Origin of the sequence: Streptosporangium sp. NBC_01469 (genome assembly GCF_036227305.1) — a bacterium.
GTDB lineage: Bacteria > Actinomycetota > Actinomycetes > Streptosporangiales > Streptosporangiaceae > Streptosporangium.
Genome location: NZ_CP109465.1, coordinates 9,174,570 through 9,188,872, shown reverse-complemented (window position 1 = coordinate 9,188,872; position 14,303 = coordinate 9,174,570). Strand labels below are relative to the sequence as shown.

At 71.1% G+C, this 14,303-nt stretch carries 14 protein-coding genes; 3 read left to right on the top strand and 11 right to left on the bottom strand.

Going from position 1 to position 14,303, the window contains the following annotated elements:
* Positions 1–13: 13 nt before the first annotated feature.
* Both OG587_RS39960 and OG587_RS39955 read left to right on the top strand, forming a co-directional pair.
* Positions 14–943, top strand: coding sequence for an ABC transporter ATP-binding protein (locus OG587_RS39960; RefSeq protein WP_329084039.1), 930 nt, complete (start codon positions 14–16; stop codon positions 941–943).
* The gene (locus OG587_RS39955) at positions 936–1,715 is read left to right on the top strand and encodes an ABC transporter permease (RefSeq protein WP_329084038.1); all 780 of its coding nucleotides are present in this window, start codon (positions 936–938) and stop codon (positions 1,713–1,715) included. The genes OG587_RS39960 and OG587_RS39955 overlap by 8 nt, the downstream gene beginning before the upstream one ends.
* An 11-nt stretch (positions 1,716–1,726) precedes the next feature.
* On the opposite strand, the gene OG587_RS39950 is transcribed toward OG587_RS39955, so the two are convergent.
* From OG587_RS39950 to fxlM, 5 genes are all read right to left on the bottom strand, one after another.
* Entirely contained in the window at positions 1,727–2,701 is a 975-nt protein-coding gene (locus OG587_RS39950) for a tyrosine-type recombinase/integrase (protein WP_329084037.1), read from the bottom strand.
* 295 nt (positions 2,702–2,996) lie between these two features.
* Positions 2,997–3,758, bottom strand: coding sequence for an ABC transporter permease (locus OG587_RS39945; protein ID WP_329084036.1), 762 nt, complete (start codon positions 3,756–3,758; stop codon positions 2,997–2,999).
* Positions 3,759–3,804: 46 nt separating this feature from the next.
* The gene (locus tag OG587_RS39940) at positions 3,805–4,803 is read right to left on the bottom strand and encodes an ATP-binding cassette domain-containing protein (protein WP_329084035.1); all 999 of its coding nucleotides are present in this window, start codon (positions 4,801–4,803) and stop codon (positions 3,805–3,807) included.
* A 304-nt stretch (positions 4,804–5,107) separates the two neighbouring features.
* Complete coding sequence (locus OG587_RS39935) at positions 5,108–5,563, bottom strand: DoxX family protein (protein ID WP_329084034.1); 456 nt, start codon at positions 5,561–5,563, stop codon at positions 5,108–5,110.
* Positions 5,564–5,854: 291 nt separating this feature from the next.
* Positions 5,855–7,027, bottom strand: coding sequence for a methyltransferase, FxLD system (gene fxlM, locus OG587_RS39930; RefSeq protein ID WP_329084033.1), 1,173 nt, complete (start codon positions 7,025–7,027; stop codon positions 5,855–5,857).
* 236 nt (positions 7,028–7,263) lie between these two features.
* Between fxlM and OG587_RS39925 the strand changes: the two genes are divergently transcribed.
* Positions 7,264–7,719 (top strand): hypothetical protein, encoded by a 456-nt coding sequence (locus tag OG587_RS39925; protein ID WP_329084032.1) that lies wholly within the window; start codon positions 7,264–7,266, stop codon positions 7,717–7,719.
* 307 nt (positions 7,720–8,026) lie between these two features.
* Here OG587_RS39925 and OG587_RS39920 read toward each other — a convergent pair whose 3' ends face one another.
* From OG587_RS39920 to OG587_RS39895, 6 genes are all read right to left on the bottom strand, one after another.
* Positions 8,027–8,170 (bottom strand): VOC family protein, encoded by a 144-nt coding sequence (locus OG587_RS39920; protein WP_329084030.1) that lies wholly within the window; start codon positions 8,168–8,170, stop codon positions 8,027–8,029.
* 7 nt (positions 8,171–8,177) lie between these two features.
* Complete coding sequence (locus OG587_RS39915) at positions 8,178–9,170, bottom strand: NAD-dependent epimerase/dehydratase family protein (RefSeq protein ID WP_329084029.1); 993 nt, start codon at positions 9,168–9,170, stop codon at positions 8,178–8,180.
* A gap of 68 nt (positions 9,171–9,238) precedes the next feature.
* On the bottom strand, positions 9,239–11,488 hold the full coding sequence (locus OG587_RS39910; RefSeq protein WP_329084028.1) for a bifunctional SulP family inorganic anion transporter/carbonic anhydrase: 2,250 nt from the start codon (positions 11,486–11,488) through the stop codon (positions 9,239–9,241).
* 72 nt (positions 11,489–11,560) lie between these two features.
* Complete coding sequence (locus OG587_RS39905; protein ID WP_329084027.1) at positions 11,561–13,141, bottom strand: hypothetical protein; 1,581 nt, start codon at positions 13,139–13,141, stop codon at positions 11,561–11,563.
* Positions 13,142–13,324: 183 nt separating this feature from the next.
* Positions 13,325–13,891: a YbhB/YbcL family Raf kinase inhibitor-like protein gene (locus tag OG587_RS39900; protein WP_329084026.1), complete on the bottom strand. Its 567-nt coding sequence runs from the start codon at positions 13,889–13,891 to the stop codon at positions 13,325–13,327.
* 163 nt (positions 13,892–14,054) lie between these two features.
* Positions 14,055–14,303 (bottom strand): hypothetical protein, encoded by a 249-nt coding sequence (locus OG587_RS39895; RefSeq protein ID WP_329084025.1) that lies wholly within the window; start codon positions 14,301–14,303, stop codon positions 14,055–14,057.

Here is a 14,303-nt window from a genome sequence, read left to right as displayed (position 1 = left end):
TCGTCACCCAGCAATGATGCCGACGAACAGCGCACGGGTCCCGGTCATCGAGGTGGCCGGCCTGACCAAGCGCTATCCCGGCGCCCTGGCGGTCGACGACGTCGACCTGAGCGTGCACGCGGGCCAGATCTACGCCTTGCTCGGACTCAACGGGGCCGGCAAGACCACGCTGATCCGCATGCTGCTCGGCATGATCGCCCCCACTGGCGGATCAGCGAAGGTGCTCGGGGCAGCCGTCACGACCGGGCAGCGTTCGGCCTGGGCCCGCACCGGCTACCTGGTCGAAGCTCCGGCCGCCTACCCGGAACTGACCGTGCGCGAAAACCTGCACCTGTACGCCCGCCTGCGCCGCCTCAAGCACCCCGGCCGGCACGTGGAAGACATCATCGAACGGCTGGCCCTGACCCCCTATGCCGCTCGGCGCGCTCGCACCCTGTCGATGGGCAACCTGCAGCGCCTGGCCCTGGCCAAAGCCCTCATCCACACCCCGGACCTGCTCATCCTCGACGAGCCGGTCAATGGACTGGACCCCGTCGGCGTGGTGGAGATCCGCACCCTGCTGACCGATCTGGCTCACCAGCAAGGCACCACCGTGCTGATCTCCAGCCACCTGCTGGCCGAAGTCGCCCGTCTGAACGGCCGCATCGCCATCCTGCACCAAGGCCGGCTGCTGGCCGAACACGACGCCACCAGCCTGGACCAACACCGGCGCCGCCACGTGAACATTTCCACCCGCGACAACGCGACAGCCGACCGGATACTGCGCGATCACGGCTACCACCCCGGCCCCGGCCTGCTGCTGACCGACGAACGCGCCCTGGCACGGCCCGAGGAGGTGGCCACCATCCTGGTCGAAGCGGGCGTGCCGCCCACCGAACTCCGCCTGGTGAAAGAAGACCTGGAAGCCTACTTCCTGCGCATCGTCGGAGCCGACCATGCGTGAGGCGCTGTGGAGCGAACTGCTCAAGGCCCGGCGCAGCCGCCTGCCCACCCTCACCGCGCTTGCCTTCACCCTCGTCACCCTCGTGTGCGGCCTGTTCATGTTCATCCTGGCCGACCCCGCCCGCGCCCGCGCGCTGGGACTGCTCGGCGACAAGGCCCAGCTGTCCGGCGCCGTCGCCGACTGGCCCGGCTACCTGACCCTGCTGGCCCAAGCGGTCGCCGTGGGCGGCCTGCTGATCTACAGCATGATCGCCATCTGGGTGTTCGGCCGCGAGTTCAGCGACCACACCGCCAAGGACCTGTTCGCCCTGCCCACCTCCCGCACCATCATCGTGGCCGCCAAGTTCACCCTCACCGCTACCTGGGCCGTGCTGCTCGCCGCGGGCACGATCGCTGGCGGCCTGCTGCTCGGCGCGCTGCTGGCCCTGCCCGGCTGGTCGGCGCAGGCCGTCGCGTCCGGTGTCGCGAAGATCCTGGTCGCCGCCGCGCTGTCGGCGGTGCTGACCTCACCGCTGGCGCTGGCCGCCAGCATCGGCCGCGGCTACCTGGCCGCGGTCGGTGTGCTGTTCGTGCTGGCGTTCGCCGCCCAGATCATCGCCGCGCTCGGCTTCGGCGCTTGGTTCCCCTACTCGGTACCCGGCCTGTACGCGGGCATCGCTGGGCCCGGCCACGACCCACCCGGACCCATCAGCATCCTGCTCGTCCTGGCCACCGGCGCGGCCGGCGTGGCAGCAACCCTCGCGTGGTGGCGCAACGCCGACCACGACCGTTAACCGAGCTGATGTCAGCGCCTGCTGTTGCCGGGCGCAAGCAAGCTGGTGAGTTCGGCGATCGCTTCTGGAGAGGGCTTGAAGTAGCGGCGCAGATTCTCCGGCTTCTTATGCCGCGACTTGGCCATCAGCATCAGCAGGCTCGCTCCTGCCTGCCCGAGGTGCGTCAGGGCCGAGTGGCGGAACTCGTGCAGGTCCCAGCCTGTGCCCGGCCCGCTCGTGGCGGTGTGTTCGTCCAGCAGGGCACGGGCCTGCCCATACGACAGCCGGGCCAAGCCGGTGTCGGGGCACACGTCCCGGGCGCTGACCACTTTCCCGGCCCCGGGGCGGCGATGGGCGACGAACACCGGGCCGCGGGTGCGGCCCTTGAGCAGGCGGGGCAGTAGCCGGGCGGTGCCGGCGTCCCAGTAGAGGCTCTCCAGCACGAAGTCTTCACGCACCTGGCCCCGGCGGCGGGCCTTGGCCCGCGCACCTTTGGCCTTGACCTGACACCGGCGCCCCGCAAAATCCAGGTCCTCGACGTTCACGCCCAAGACCTCCTCCGCCCGCCCGGCGCTCTCATACAGCATCCGATACAGCGTCTTCTCCCTAAGGTGCACCTCCCGGCGGGCGATCAATCGGTCGATGGCCGCACGCGAGCGGACCGGGGTGTCGGAGTCCGGCACCGCCAGCCGCTTGGTCCAGGCCGGAACCGCCGGCGCCTCGTGGCCGCGCTCGCGGCACCAGCCCAGCCAGGACAGCACCGACGCGCGGCGGGCGTTCCAGGTGTTGACCGCCGCGGTGCCCCACAGCAGTTCCAGAGCCTCGCCGACCTCGTCGTCGGCGACCGAGGCCAACGGCCGGTCCTCGCCCAGCCGCATCGCGGTCTTGCCCACCCCGATCCCGTAGGTGCGGATCGTGTTCGGATTGCCGAGCGAGTCGAGGAAGACGTCGGCCGCGGCCCGGACGGTGAGCGCCTTCCCGACCGGTAGGCGAACGACGGCGGGCACCGCTTCCCCTTACCGCAGATAACAGGTCCGCTTCACGTCGCGGACGGGAGATGTCACCGCAGGTGGCGAATCCCGCTGGCACAGATAATAGGGCATTATCTGTGCCAGCACTCGACCTCAACCAGCGTGAACGCCTGCCGCTCTCCGCTTCAAGATCATCCCAATGTGGGTTTTGGGCTTGTATGGGCTGACCCCCCATCAGCGTGACCGCCCACGAACGGGACGCGCACGGCAGGGACGCGCAAGGCAGGACGTACGAACGGGACGCGCTCGCCGGTGACCGGCGGCCGGGACGTCAGACGCCGCGGCGCATCGCCCTGGTGCCCGTCGCCAGGCCCACCGCGGCGACGGCGCAGGCGCAGAGCGTCCCGTACAGCACTGACATGTCCGTGAAGAGACCGGAGAACAGCGCCCGCTCCGCCTCGACGACGTAGGAGACCGGATTCAGCGCGGCGGCCACCTGGAGCCATCCCGGCCCCGAGTCCATCGGCAGCAGCACCCCCGACAGCAGCATCAGCGGGAACATCACCAGCTGGGTGACCCCGTAGAACAGGTCACCACCCGGACTGGACGCGATCGCGAGGGCGAAGGAGAGCGCGCCCAGGCCGATCCCGAACAGCGTCAGCACCGCCAGCCCGGCCAGCACGCCCGTGAGGTGCGGGCGAAAACCCAGCGGCACCGCGAGGACGATGATGAGCACGGCCTGGGCCAGCAGGATGGCGAACTCCTTCATCGCCCGGCCGACCAGCATCGCCGTGCGGTTCAGCGGGGTGACCAGCATGCGCTCCATCGAACCGCCGATCAGATCCACCAGCAGGGAGTATCCGGCCATCATCGGCCCGGACAGGCACATCATGATCAGGATGCCGGGCACGAACCACTGCCACGGCGAGCCCTCGCCCTCGAAACTCCCCGTTCCCCCGAGCAGCGGGCCGAACAGGAACAGGAAGAGCAGCGGCTGGCCCATGGTGAAGAGGAGGCCGAGGGGTTCGCGCAGCACAGGGGCGAACTCGCGGGAGAAGACGGTTCCGGTGTCACGGAAGAACTGCACGCTCACGGTACGACCTTTCTGGCCTTTCCGGCCGGTGGGGGGACGGGGGTGGTCAGGCACCGTTCATGTCGTTCGAGGGCTCGCCGGCCCCGCCGGTCTCTTCGCTCTCGCGCAGGCTGCGGCCGGTCAGCGCGAGGAACACGTCGTCCAGCGTGGGACGGGCGGTCTCGGCGGTCTCGACCTTCACGCCGGACGACTCCAGCGACCGGAGATACTCCGGCAGTGCCGCGCCCGCGTGGGGCACCCGCAGCCGCACCGTCGTCCCGTCGACGGTGACCGCGCCGGGACCGGCGAGCCGCTCGGCGATCCCGGCGGCCCTCGCCGCCCCCGGCTCGTCGTGGACGGTGACCGTGACGCGGTCACCGGCGAGGTCGCTCTTCAGCCGCTCGGCCGTTCCGTCGGCGATGATCCGGCCGTGGTCGATGATCACTACCCGCTCGGCCATGCTGTCGGCCTCCTCCAGGTAGTGGGTGGTGAGGAAGAGGGTCGTGCCGTGCAGCTCGCGCAGCCGCAGGATGTGTTCCCAGATGTTGGCGCGACTCTGCGGGTCGAGGCCGGTCGAGGGCTCGTCCAGGAACAGCAGCTCGGGCCGGTGGATGAGTCCCAGGGCGATGTCGAGGCGGCGGCGCTGGCCGCCCGACAGGGTGCCGGGCTTGCGGGTGGCCAGCGACTCCAGGTCCAGCAGGCCGAGGATCTCGTCGGCCCGCCGGCGCGCCTCGGCCCGGCGGAGGCCGTAGCAGCGCGCCTGGGTCACCAGCTCGTCGCGGACGCGGAAGTTCTCGCCCGAGCCGTTCTTCTGGCCGACGTACCCGATGCGGGCGCGGACCCCCGCCGGATCCGACACGATGTCGCGGCCCGCGACGATCGCGGTTCCCGACGTCGGCGGAAGCAGGGAGGTCAGCATGCGCAGGCTGGTGGACTTCCCGGCACCGTTGGGGCCGAGGAAGGCCACCAACTGGCCCGCCTCCACATCGATGTCGAGGCCGCGTACGGCGTCGACGCTTCCCTTTCTCACCTTGAATCGCCGGGTCAGCCCTCGGGCATGGATCATCGTCCCCTCCTCGGGGTGGGCGTGGGCGGTTGGCGGCATGCCGAAGAAACCCCTGGTCGGGGGCTCGGTTGGAGATGGTTCATCTTTGACCACGTAATCCGGGTTTGGCAAACGTGAAACGTACATTCATGTTTCGCCTGACCTGCGGAAACGTGCTCTCGCGTGCCGTGCCGTACGACCCCGCCGGCCTACGCCCGCAACCGGTCCACCCGCGCTGACGTGGGCTTTCCCCGGATCTCGCGGAAGGGATGGAAAAAGTGCGGATTTTCCGCCGTGAGCCCGCCGTGCCCGGGGCGGCCGGTGCTCAGTTCCCCCCGGAACGCACGGGGACGTCGATCTGGCCGGGCTCCCCGGAGGCGTCGCGACGGCGCTGGAGCAGGCTGTCGAGCGCCCACGGGCCCGCGCCCAGTACGGCGATGAGCAGGAACGACCAGCAGAACATCGCCGACGGCTCGCCACCGTTGCGCAGCGGCAGGAGATCCTGCGGCAGGTGCACCACGAAGAACGCGTACGCCATCGAACCGGACGCGAGGATCGCCGCGGGACGGGTGAGGAGCCCGGCGAGAACGAGACCGCCGCATAGCACCTGGACGAGCGAGGCCCACCAGCCGGGCCAGGCCGCGAAGTCGACGGCCTGGCCGGTGGCGGGGTTGCCACCGAACACACCGAACATCGACGCCACGCCGTGGCAGAGGAAGAGGAAACCCGTCACCATGCGGAAGAGCGAGAGCACCGGCCCGTCGAATCGGTCGATCTTCATGGAATCCCCCTGGTTTCACGATGCGAGGCCGGGTCCCACCTCAGCCTCGCATCGCCCCGGCCCGTGAACGCGGCCCCGCGCGCCTCCTGGTGATCCCCTGTCAAGATTTGGCGTCGCGCGGGGCACCCGGCACGGGAGGGCGGAGGCTCTCCCGGACCGGGCGGGGGGTGACGCTCGGGCCGGAGGTTCTCCCGGAAGGACGGACGTGGGGTGGCGCTCGCGGGATCCGTCGGTCAGGGCTCTTTCCGGGGGGTTTCCGAGGTGGGGGGCGGTGCTTGCGGGATCCGTCGGTCAGAGGTCTTTCCAGGACAGCGCGAGCGTGGTGTGGCGCTTGCGGATGAGCAGGCCGCCGTCAGGCGGGTCACCCCGATAGGCGTCGATGCGGAGCCCCGTCGTCATGGGCCGGTCCGCCATGTCCCACGCCTGGATGTGGGCGACCATCTCGCGCGCCAGCCGTACCCTGTCCGGCCCGTGACCGCGCGCGATGAGCGTCCCGTCCGGTGACGGCTCCAGCAGGCAGAGGTTGTCGCGCTCGACGATGCCGACGGCCATCCTGAACCCCGTCATGTCGAGCGGGGGCGAGGCCAGCCACCCGGGCCGCGCCTCCGAGATCGTGCACCAGCGGGGCTCGTGCACCGCCAGCCACAGGCTCAACCCGTCGAGGAGCTGGGAGAGGCTGACGCTGATCTCGGTGGACAGCTCGATCACCGGCCCGTCGAGCGCCCCCAGCACGTCGCCGATCTCGCTCGGCTCGGGCAGCGAGATCGCCAGATCGGACTCCCGGTCCAGCACCAGGGTCGTCTCCGGTCCCGCGAAGGGGCCGCGCATCCGCATGAACCCGCAGGGCAGCACCGAGCGGCTCGTCCAGTGCCCGTTGTCCCGTTCCATCGCCACCGAGCGTTGCACCCCCCGCAGGTCCAGCGGGGCGACGAGGCGCCCGCCGGGCGCGAGCTGCTCCAGCCACGCCGGGGCGAGATCCCACACGCCGACGGTGGCGATCACCCGGTCGTAGGGCGCCTCCGGTGAGAACCCCTCGGCGCCGTCGGCGCACACCAGCCTCACCTCGGGGTGACCCGCGACCGCCAGGTGCTCCCTGGCCGGTGCCATCAGGTCGGAGTCGATGTCGACGCTCACGACCAGGCCCCCGGGGCCCACCAGATGGGCGAGCAGGGCGGCGTTGTAGCCCGTCCCCGTCCCGATCTCCAGCACCCGCTGTCCCGGCTCCACGCCGAGCTGGTCGAGCATCAGAGCCATGATGGCCGGCTGGGAGGAGGAGCTGATCGGACGGCCGTCCGCGTCGCGCTTGGTCACGATCGCGTCGTCCTGGTAGACGTCCTCCGCCGCCAGTTCCGGCAGGAACACGTGGCGCGGCACCGCCCGCATCGCGCCGGCCACGGCCTCGCTGATCCCCCTCGTGCGTACCTGCGAGACCAGCTCTTCCCGTAACGCGTGCCACTCAGTCATCGCCGACCTCCGCGCCGTATGCGTAGTGCCCTGAGTTATATGCCCCCGCACATGTCGAACGTCCCCGTGGCGCGCCCTCGCCCGACGCTCCGTGCCGGAATCGGGCGGGAAAGCGCGCGGGTCCCGGGGGCCGTGACGGTACCCCTCATACGAGTGTCGCGCAACGTCCGGCACGGCCCGGAATTCCCGGCCCCCACTGACAGAAGATGTCAGGGGGACGGCTCTAACCTGCCGGTATGAACAGCGATTTCGACTTCCTGCACGGCAGCTGGGACGTGGTCAACCGCAGGCTCCTCAAGCCTCTGAGCGGGAGCGACGAGTGGGAGGAGTTTCCCGGCACGTCCGTCTGTCACGGTTTCTTCGGCGGGGCCGGCATCTTCGACGAGATCGTCTTCCCCACGAAGGGGTTCAGCGGGGCGACGCTGCGGATCTTCGACACCGAGCGCGAGCTGTGGGGGATCTACTGGGTCAACAGCAGGTTCGGCACGCTCCAGGAGCCCGTCTTCGGCGCGTTCGCCGACGGCAGGGGCGTGTTCTACGGCGACGACACCCACGAGGGCGCGCCCATCAGGGTGCGGTACGTGTGGTCGCAGATCACGCCGGTATCGGCCCTGTGGGAGCAGGCCTTCTCCACCGACGGGGAGGAGACCTGGGAGACCAACTGGACGATGGCCCACACCCGCCGCGCCTGACAGGCCGGCCCCGCCGGGACCCGGCGGCGACGCGGCCGGAGTGCGCCGGAGACGGACCTCCGTGAGGCGCCCCCGCGGGGGACCGAGGGCGGCAGCGGACCGGGCGGCGGGTTCCGGGAACGCGGGGCCGTGCCGCACCGCGTTTCCGGCGGGGGGATCGGCGGGTCCGGGTGGGTGGAGGGCGGAATCGGCCGCCCTCCACCTCCGGCCCTGGGAGCGTGGGCCGCCGTCCGGCATTCGGGGGACGGAGCCGGACAGCCATGAATCTATGGGTCCACCAGAACGATGTATGCGTAGAAATGCATGCTTACTGCAGGCAGAACTCGTTGCCCTCCGGGTCGGTCATGACGGTCCAGCACTCGCCGTTCTCCTCCGCCGTGCGGACCTCGACGGCGCCCAGGGCGGCGAGCGACGGCGGGTCGTTGGCGTCGAAAGTGATATGGATCTCCATGGAGCCCCTATGCCCACTCGGCGAGGATTCTGGCCTCCTTCTCGGGATCGATGCCGTGCCCGCGGAACGACCGCTCCGCCGGGGGGACGTCGCGGAGCCACGCCCAGGTGTCGCGTACGGTCTCGGCGACCGGGCGGCAGGTCAGCCCGGCCGCGAAGGCCTTCGCCGACGACGCCAGCCAGACACCGGCGAACTCGGGACCGTCCGGGGCCCAGATCGGGAACTCCGTCCACGGCTGCACCTCCCGGTCGAGCAGGAACCGGTCGTCGGCCCAGACGAACTCGGCGTCCGAGCCGGTCACCGCGCGGCACTCGGCGAGCCAGTCGCCGTAGGTGACGTTGCCCGGCACCCCGCTGGCGAGGAACCGGTCGGCCTTCCCCGCCTCGGTGCGGTCGAGGACGAACGCGGCGAGGTCGCGCACGTCGATGACCTGCATCGCGCGGTCCGGGTCGCCCGGTGCCAGGACCCGCCCGCCCCGGGAGATCCGGTCCAGCCACCACGGCAGGCGGCCCACGTTCTCGTACGGGCCGAGGATGAGACCCGGCTGGATGATCAGAGCCTCGCCCTCGAAGCCCTCCTCCACCGCCCGCTCGCACCCCGCCTTGAGCACGCCGTAGTCGCCGTCCTCCGGCCCCGCGTCCGGGGCGCACTCGTATCGTGGCGAGCTCTCGTCGCACTTCTTCACGGGGAAGTCGGCGAGCGCCGAGATGCTCGAGATGTACGTGTAGACGCCCGCCCGGCCGCTGAGCCGGCGCACCGACTCGCCGACCACCCTCGGGATCCTGCCGAAGACGTCGATGACGGCGTCCCACTCCCGGCCCTCCGCCAGGCGGTCCAGGTCGGCCGGCACCTCGCGGTCGCCCCTGACCGCCTCCACGCCCGGCAGGTCCACCCCGCTGCGGCCCCGGTTGAACGTCGTGACCTCGTGCCCGCGCCGCAGCGCCTCTTGGGTGATCGCCCGGCCGACGAAGACCGAACCACCGATGATCAGGATTCTCATAGCGCCCCATCCTCGGCACCGGGCCGGTGCGTGGCTACGGGCTTTCACCCGTGGCGCAAGTCATCCGCTCAGAGCGGACGGCTCGCGATCGGGGGATGCTCCAGCAGGTGCACCCGGGCGGTGCCGATGTCGAAGTACAGGCCGACCAGCTCCAGGTGCCCGGCGCGGAACAGCCGGTCCACCTGCGGGTAGGTCCGCAGGTTCTCCAGTTGCTGGATCACGTTGACCCGGCAGAGGCGGTCCAGCGGCCCGTCGTCCTCACCGGCGCTCTCACCCGCGATGAACCGCGCCAGGGTGTGGTTGCCGTGGCGCATCCAGCGCCCGAACGCGGGCAGGCCCGCCGCCTGCTCACCCCCGCTGAGCAACGCGGCCATCGCCCCGCAGCCCGAGTGCCCGCAGACCGTGATGGTGCGGACGTTGAGCGAGCCCGTCGCGTACTCGATCGCCGCCGCCACCGAGTCGTCCGCCGGTACCGAACCCAGCCGGGGCACCAGGTTGCCGATGTTGCGGACGGTGAACAGGTCGCCGGGACCGCTGGCGGTGATCAGGTTCGGCACGATGCGGGAGTCGGCGCAGGTGATGAAGAGATGCGAGGGCTCCTGCCCGCGGGCCATGTCGTGCAGGAGGGGACGGACCAGCGGCGCCGTACGCCGGTGGAACTCCCGCGCCCCGGCCAGCAGGTCGGGCACGGCGGGACTGTCGTCGCGGGGCGCGTGCCGGGCGGTGACCAGCGGCCGGCGGCCCGCCCGCTGCCCGTTCCGCCGGTGGGACCAGGGCAGCCACCACCGGTCGGGAGCGCGGGGCGGGGTCTTGGCGGGGAACATCCGGACCCCGCTGGCCGCCATGGAGTACCACTCGTCGTGGATCTCGTCGATGTCCACGGTCCCGCCGGAGCGCTCGTGCTCGTTGCGCCAGTCGTGGATCGCCTCGAAAGCCGCGTTGTCCATGAAGTCGATGTTCAGGTCGAGGTCGACCGCGGCTCCGGCGGGGATGGCCCGCAGCTCCGAGGTGAGCGTGGGCACCCCCAGGAAGGTCAGCGAGCCGCCGATCACCACGTGCCAGCGGCCGTCGGGCTCGGCCATGGCCCGCACGGTCACCCGGGTGAGGCGGCGCAGCGCGAACACCGCGGCGAGGCCGAGACCGACCAGCACGCCCTCGGCGAGGCCGAGCAGCACCACCCCGGCCATCGTGACGACGTACACCGGGACCTCGCTGTGGCCGCGCAGGTTGCGCAGATGCCCCATGTTGACCATCTGCACGCCGATGAAGACCAGCAGCGCGGCCAGCGCCTCCATCGGGATCAGCGCGATCATCCACCCCAGCCCGACCGCGAACAGCAGGATCCAGATCCCGTGCAGGACCGTGGACCAGCGGCTGCGGGCCCCGGCGCGGACGTTGGTGGTGCTGCGGACGATGACCCCGGCCACCGGCAGCCCGCCCAGCGCGCCGGTCACCACGTTGGCCACGCCCTGGCCGGTGAGCTCCCTGTCGAGGTCGGAGCGCCTGCCGTCGTGCAGCTTGTCGACGGCCACCGAGCAGAGCAACGACTCCACCCCGGCCAGCAGGGCCACGAGCAGCACCGCCCCGATGATCCCGTGCCAGTCGCCCTGGGGCCAGACGGGGCCGGCCCAGGAGTCCAGGCTGGCCGACAGGTCGATCCGGGTGACCTCCCAGCCGAGCGCCCAGGCGGTCACCGAGGAGGCGAGCAGGGCCGCCAGCGGCGCGGGGATGGTCCGCAACTGCTGCGGCAGGCGGGTCCAGGCGACCAGGACCGCGATGGTCAGCAGGCCGACGAAGACCGCGTGCGTGTGGTTGTGGATGATCTGCTGGGGCAGCTCGACCAGGTTCTCTATCGCGGAGCGCTGCGGGCTCCCGCCGAGCACCACGTGCAGCTGTGCGAGGGCGATCACCACACCCACCCCGGCCAGCATGCCGTGGACCACGGCGGGGGAGACCGCGAGCGCCGAGCGGGCGACCCGGCAGACGCCCAGCAGTAGCTGCAGCACCCCCGCGAGCAAAGTGATCATGCAGGTGGCCCGCCAGCCGTACGTCACCACGAGGTCGGCCACCACCAGGGAGAGCCCCGCCGCCGGTCCGCTCACCTGGACGACGGAGCCGCCCAGGAGGCCCGCCACCACGCCGCCCACCACGCCGGCGATGAGGCCCGCCGCCAGTGGCGCTCCCGAGGCGACCGCGATGCCCAGTGAGAGGGGCAGGGCCACCAGGAAGACCACCAGGGAGGCGGGCAGGTCATGCCGCAGCACGGGGGCAATGCCACCCGCTGTCAGAACACCGTCGCTCTTCGTGTCCGTCTCCATGGGGCAGACCCTACGGTGCTGCCCCTCGCCACCCGGGCGTTTACCGGAGGCTTTTACGGAGGACGGAAAGAATCAGCGGTAATAGTCGGGGTAGTCGGGCTCCTGGGCCCGGTGGTGGTTGCCCCGGTTTTCCCGGCCCCGTGCCTCGGCGCCGGTGGCCGCGGTCTCGGGGGCCGCCGGTGCCGTGCCGTAGAGCTCGCCGTAGCTCGGCCAGCTCGTCGCGTCACTCCCGTTGGGAGTGCCGGGCTCGGGCCACGCGGCCGGGCTGGCCGGGCTGGCCTGCCGGGGCTCGTAGCCGTATCCGCCCGTCGCCGCCCCGCCCCGCGGGTCGGCGGGACGGTCCGGGGTGGGGGGGACGGTCCGGGAGGGGCCGGTCGAGGTGGAGACCGCCTGGCTCGGACCGGTGATCGCGTCGTCCTCGATGGTGGCCCAGCCCGAGCTGACCTCGTACGAGCCCGCGGGCGGAGCGCCGTAGACCGGTGTCTGGTACGAGGAGTAGGACGGGCCGGGGTCGTCGAGGATGTCGGCGGTGTTCGCCGCCGGCCAGCCCCCCGACGAAGGACTCGTGGCCTGGGCCCACGGGTTGTCCGCCGGGTTGCTGCCGGCCTTGGGCGGCTGCTGCGGGTTGCGATGGGAGGCGGCGAGCGGGTCGGCCGCGGCGGGGAAGCCACCGCTGGTCGTGGGGCCCATGGGCGGCATCGGGGCCCCGCCGCCGCCGGGACGGCCGACGGCCGGGCCGGGGCGGGCGCCGGGGGTGCCGTTGCCGTTCGCCGGGGAACCGGCGCCGTTGGGCCGGGAGTTCGCGCCGTTCGGCGCGGAGCTCGCGCCGCGGCGGGGGTAGGAGCCGCCGAGCGGGTCGTTCAGCGGGTCGGGCCGGGACGGGCCGCCCTGGGCGGGCCTGGGTGAGCCGCCGCCCTGGGCGGACTGGGCCGCCGGCTGCGAGGACGCCCTGTTGCCGCCGCGACGGGAACTCGCCCGGGAGGGGCGGGACTCACCGAAGGCGCCGGGAGTGGGGGCCGCGAACGTCACGGTCTTCTGGTCGGCGAGCGAGGCGGCCGTGGGAGCCGGGTTCGGCTGGACCGGGGCGACCAGGTCGGAGAGACCGGAGGGTAGCGAGGCGGAGGCGATGGCCGGTTCGGGAGCGGGCCTGGCCGGCGGGGCCGGGGGCCGCTGTGGGGTGTTGCGGGAGGGCTGGGGTCTGGTCGGCAGCGGGGCCTGCACGGTCACCGCGTCGGCGTCGGCCTTCTGGCCTTCCTGCTCGACGGGACGGCTCGCGCCCATCCGAGCCGCCAAGGACCCTCCGAAACCGCCCTCGTCGGCCTGGAGCCGCGTCCAGTAGTCGTCGTCGTAGTCGTCCACCTGGCCGAACTCGTTCAGCCCGCGCTTGCCCCGGGAACTCGGCGGGCGCGGCTGGCGTGGTGGCTTCGGCTCGTCGAACGGGGTCAGATCGGGGGTGAAATGGTTCATCTTCGGTTCTCTGGTGGCGAAGTCGTCGCTGGACATGGTCGGAGTCAGCGCCTCCTTCTCCGCCATCTCCCGCAGACGTTCCGCGGGGAGCGCGCTCTCCCTGCGGTTCATCGACCGCATTCCCAGTGCCACGACGACGAGCACGAGGAGCACGACGGCGACCAGGCTTACTACGACCGCGATCATTGCACCACCCTCAAGGCCATGGCCTTACAGCGGCGCCGGTGAGATCGCGCGGCCATCGACGCGACCTGCCCCCATGCATCACCTGCGCTTGGACATTGGATCTGATTGTGTCGGACCACTATGAGCGTTGTCACACCCTAAGTGAAGAATTGGTAACCATTACTACCTCCGGTGTTTGGCCAGTCACTCGATGTGCGCCGCGGTGAGCCGTCCCCAGGCGATCGTCTTGTCCGCGATGCTCTTCAAGGTCTCGTTAAGGAGGGATCCCTTAGGCAGATCGACCTTGCCGCCGAGCGCGTAGACAGTGAAACGATAGTTCTCCTGGGCGTCGCACGGAGGGCTATAGCCCACCTTGCCGTTCGTCGTGCTTCCTTCGACGGCTCCCACCGGAACGCTACCCTCCGGTAGCTCGTTGGTGCGCGGATCGATGTCGAAAACGACCCAGTTCACCTCGCCGCCCGTCCGGGAGTTGTTGTCCACCACGATCGCGACGGACTTCGTGCCCTCCGGCACGCGAGACCAGCGCAGCGACGGGTTACCGGCCGAACCCTTGCATGAATAGTCGGACGGCAGGGGGCCGCCGTCTCTGACCCGGGGGCTGGAGACGCTGATCGGCTCCAGCTGCAACCGTTCCGTCGAGGCCATGCCGTTCGCCATGCCGCAGCCTGAGGACATGACGACAAGCGCCGCGGCCACCGCCATTTTTGAGGTGTGCCGCGGGCGGCGCGTAGACGTTTTCGGCTGCCCCATGCCCGATGATGCTACGCGTGTCTGGAAGATGCGCAGACCGGATCGCGAGGTTCCGCAGTGGGAAAAAAGCCGGAAATCAGGGGAAATCGAGGGGCGGAAGGGGCTGGAGTGACTTTCAAAACGAGTTTCGCCGGACCGTGCGGGGACCGGCGGATCCGAGGGCTCAGTCGCCGCCCAGCTCCCGGTAGGGCTTCCTGAGCAGGTCGACCAGCGGGATGTGCCGCACCTTGACCGCGGGCGGCTCAAGGGCCCGCAGTAGCAGGTCGGCGGGGGCTCCGGTGACGTCGGGCCGGGGCCGCAGGCGGTTCAGGGAGACGGCGGGGGAGTAGAAGTCCCCGATTCGCTCGTCGAAGGTCCGCTCCTCAAGGCCTCGCCCCTCGGACGGCCTGTCGCCGGATCCGGTGTCGTCCAT

Bases quoted from the DNA above. Each gene is read 5' to 3' on its own strand.
- OG587_RS39960 (WP_329084039.1), top strand. From the start codon at position 14: ATGATGCCGACGAACAGCGCACGGGTCCCGGTCATCGAGGTGGCCGGC.
- OG587_RS39935 (WP_329084034.1), bottom strand. From the start codon at position 5,563: ATGAAGATCGACCGATTCGACGGGCCGGTGCTCTCGCTCTTCCGCATG.
- OG587_RS39915 (WP_329084029.1), bottom strand. From the start codon at position 9,170: ATGAGAATCCTGATCATCGGTGGTTCGGTCTTCGTCGGCCGGGCGATC.
- OG587_RS39955 (WP_329084038.1), top strand. From the start codon at position 936: ATGCGTGAGGCGCTGTGGAGCGAACTGCTCAAGGCCCGGCGCAGCCGC.
- OG587_RS39925 (WP_329084032.1), top strand. From the start codon at position 7,264: ATGAACAGCGATTTCGACTTCCTGCACGGCAGCTGGGACGTGGTCAAC.
- OG587_RS39920 (WP_329084030.1), bottom strand. From the start codon at position 8,170: ATGGAGATCCATATCACTTTCGACGCCAACGACCCGCCGTCGCTCGCC.
- OG587_RS39905 (WP_329084027.1), bottom strand. From the start codon at position 13,141: ATGATCGCGGTCGTAGTAAGCCTGGTCGCCGTCGTGCTCCTCGTGCTC.
- OG587_RS39900 (WP_329084026.1), bottom strand. From the start codon at position 13,891: ATGGGGCAGCCGAAAACGTCTACGCGCCGCCCGCGGCACACCTCAAAA.
- fxlM (WP_329084033.1), bottom strand. From the start codon at position 7,027: ATGACTGAGTGGCACGCGTTACGGGAAGAGCTGGTCTCGCAGGTACGC.
- OG587_RS39910 (WP_329084028.1), bottom strand. From the start codon at position 11,488: ATGGAGACGGACACGAAGAGCGACGGTGTTCTGACAGCGGGTGGCATT.
- OG587_RS39895 (WP_329084025.1), bottom strand. From the start codon at position 14,303: ATGGACGACACCGGATCCGGCGACAGGCCGTCCGAGGGGCGAGGCCTT.
- OG587_RS39940 (WP_329084035.1), bottom strand. From the start codon at position 4,803: ATGATCCATGCCCGAGGGCTGACCCGGCGATTCAAGGTGAGAAAGGGA.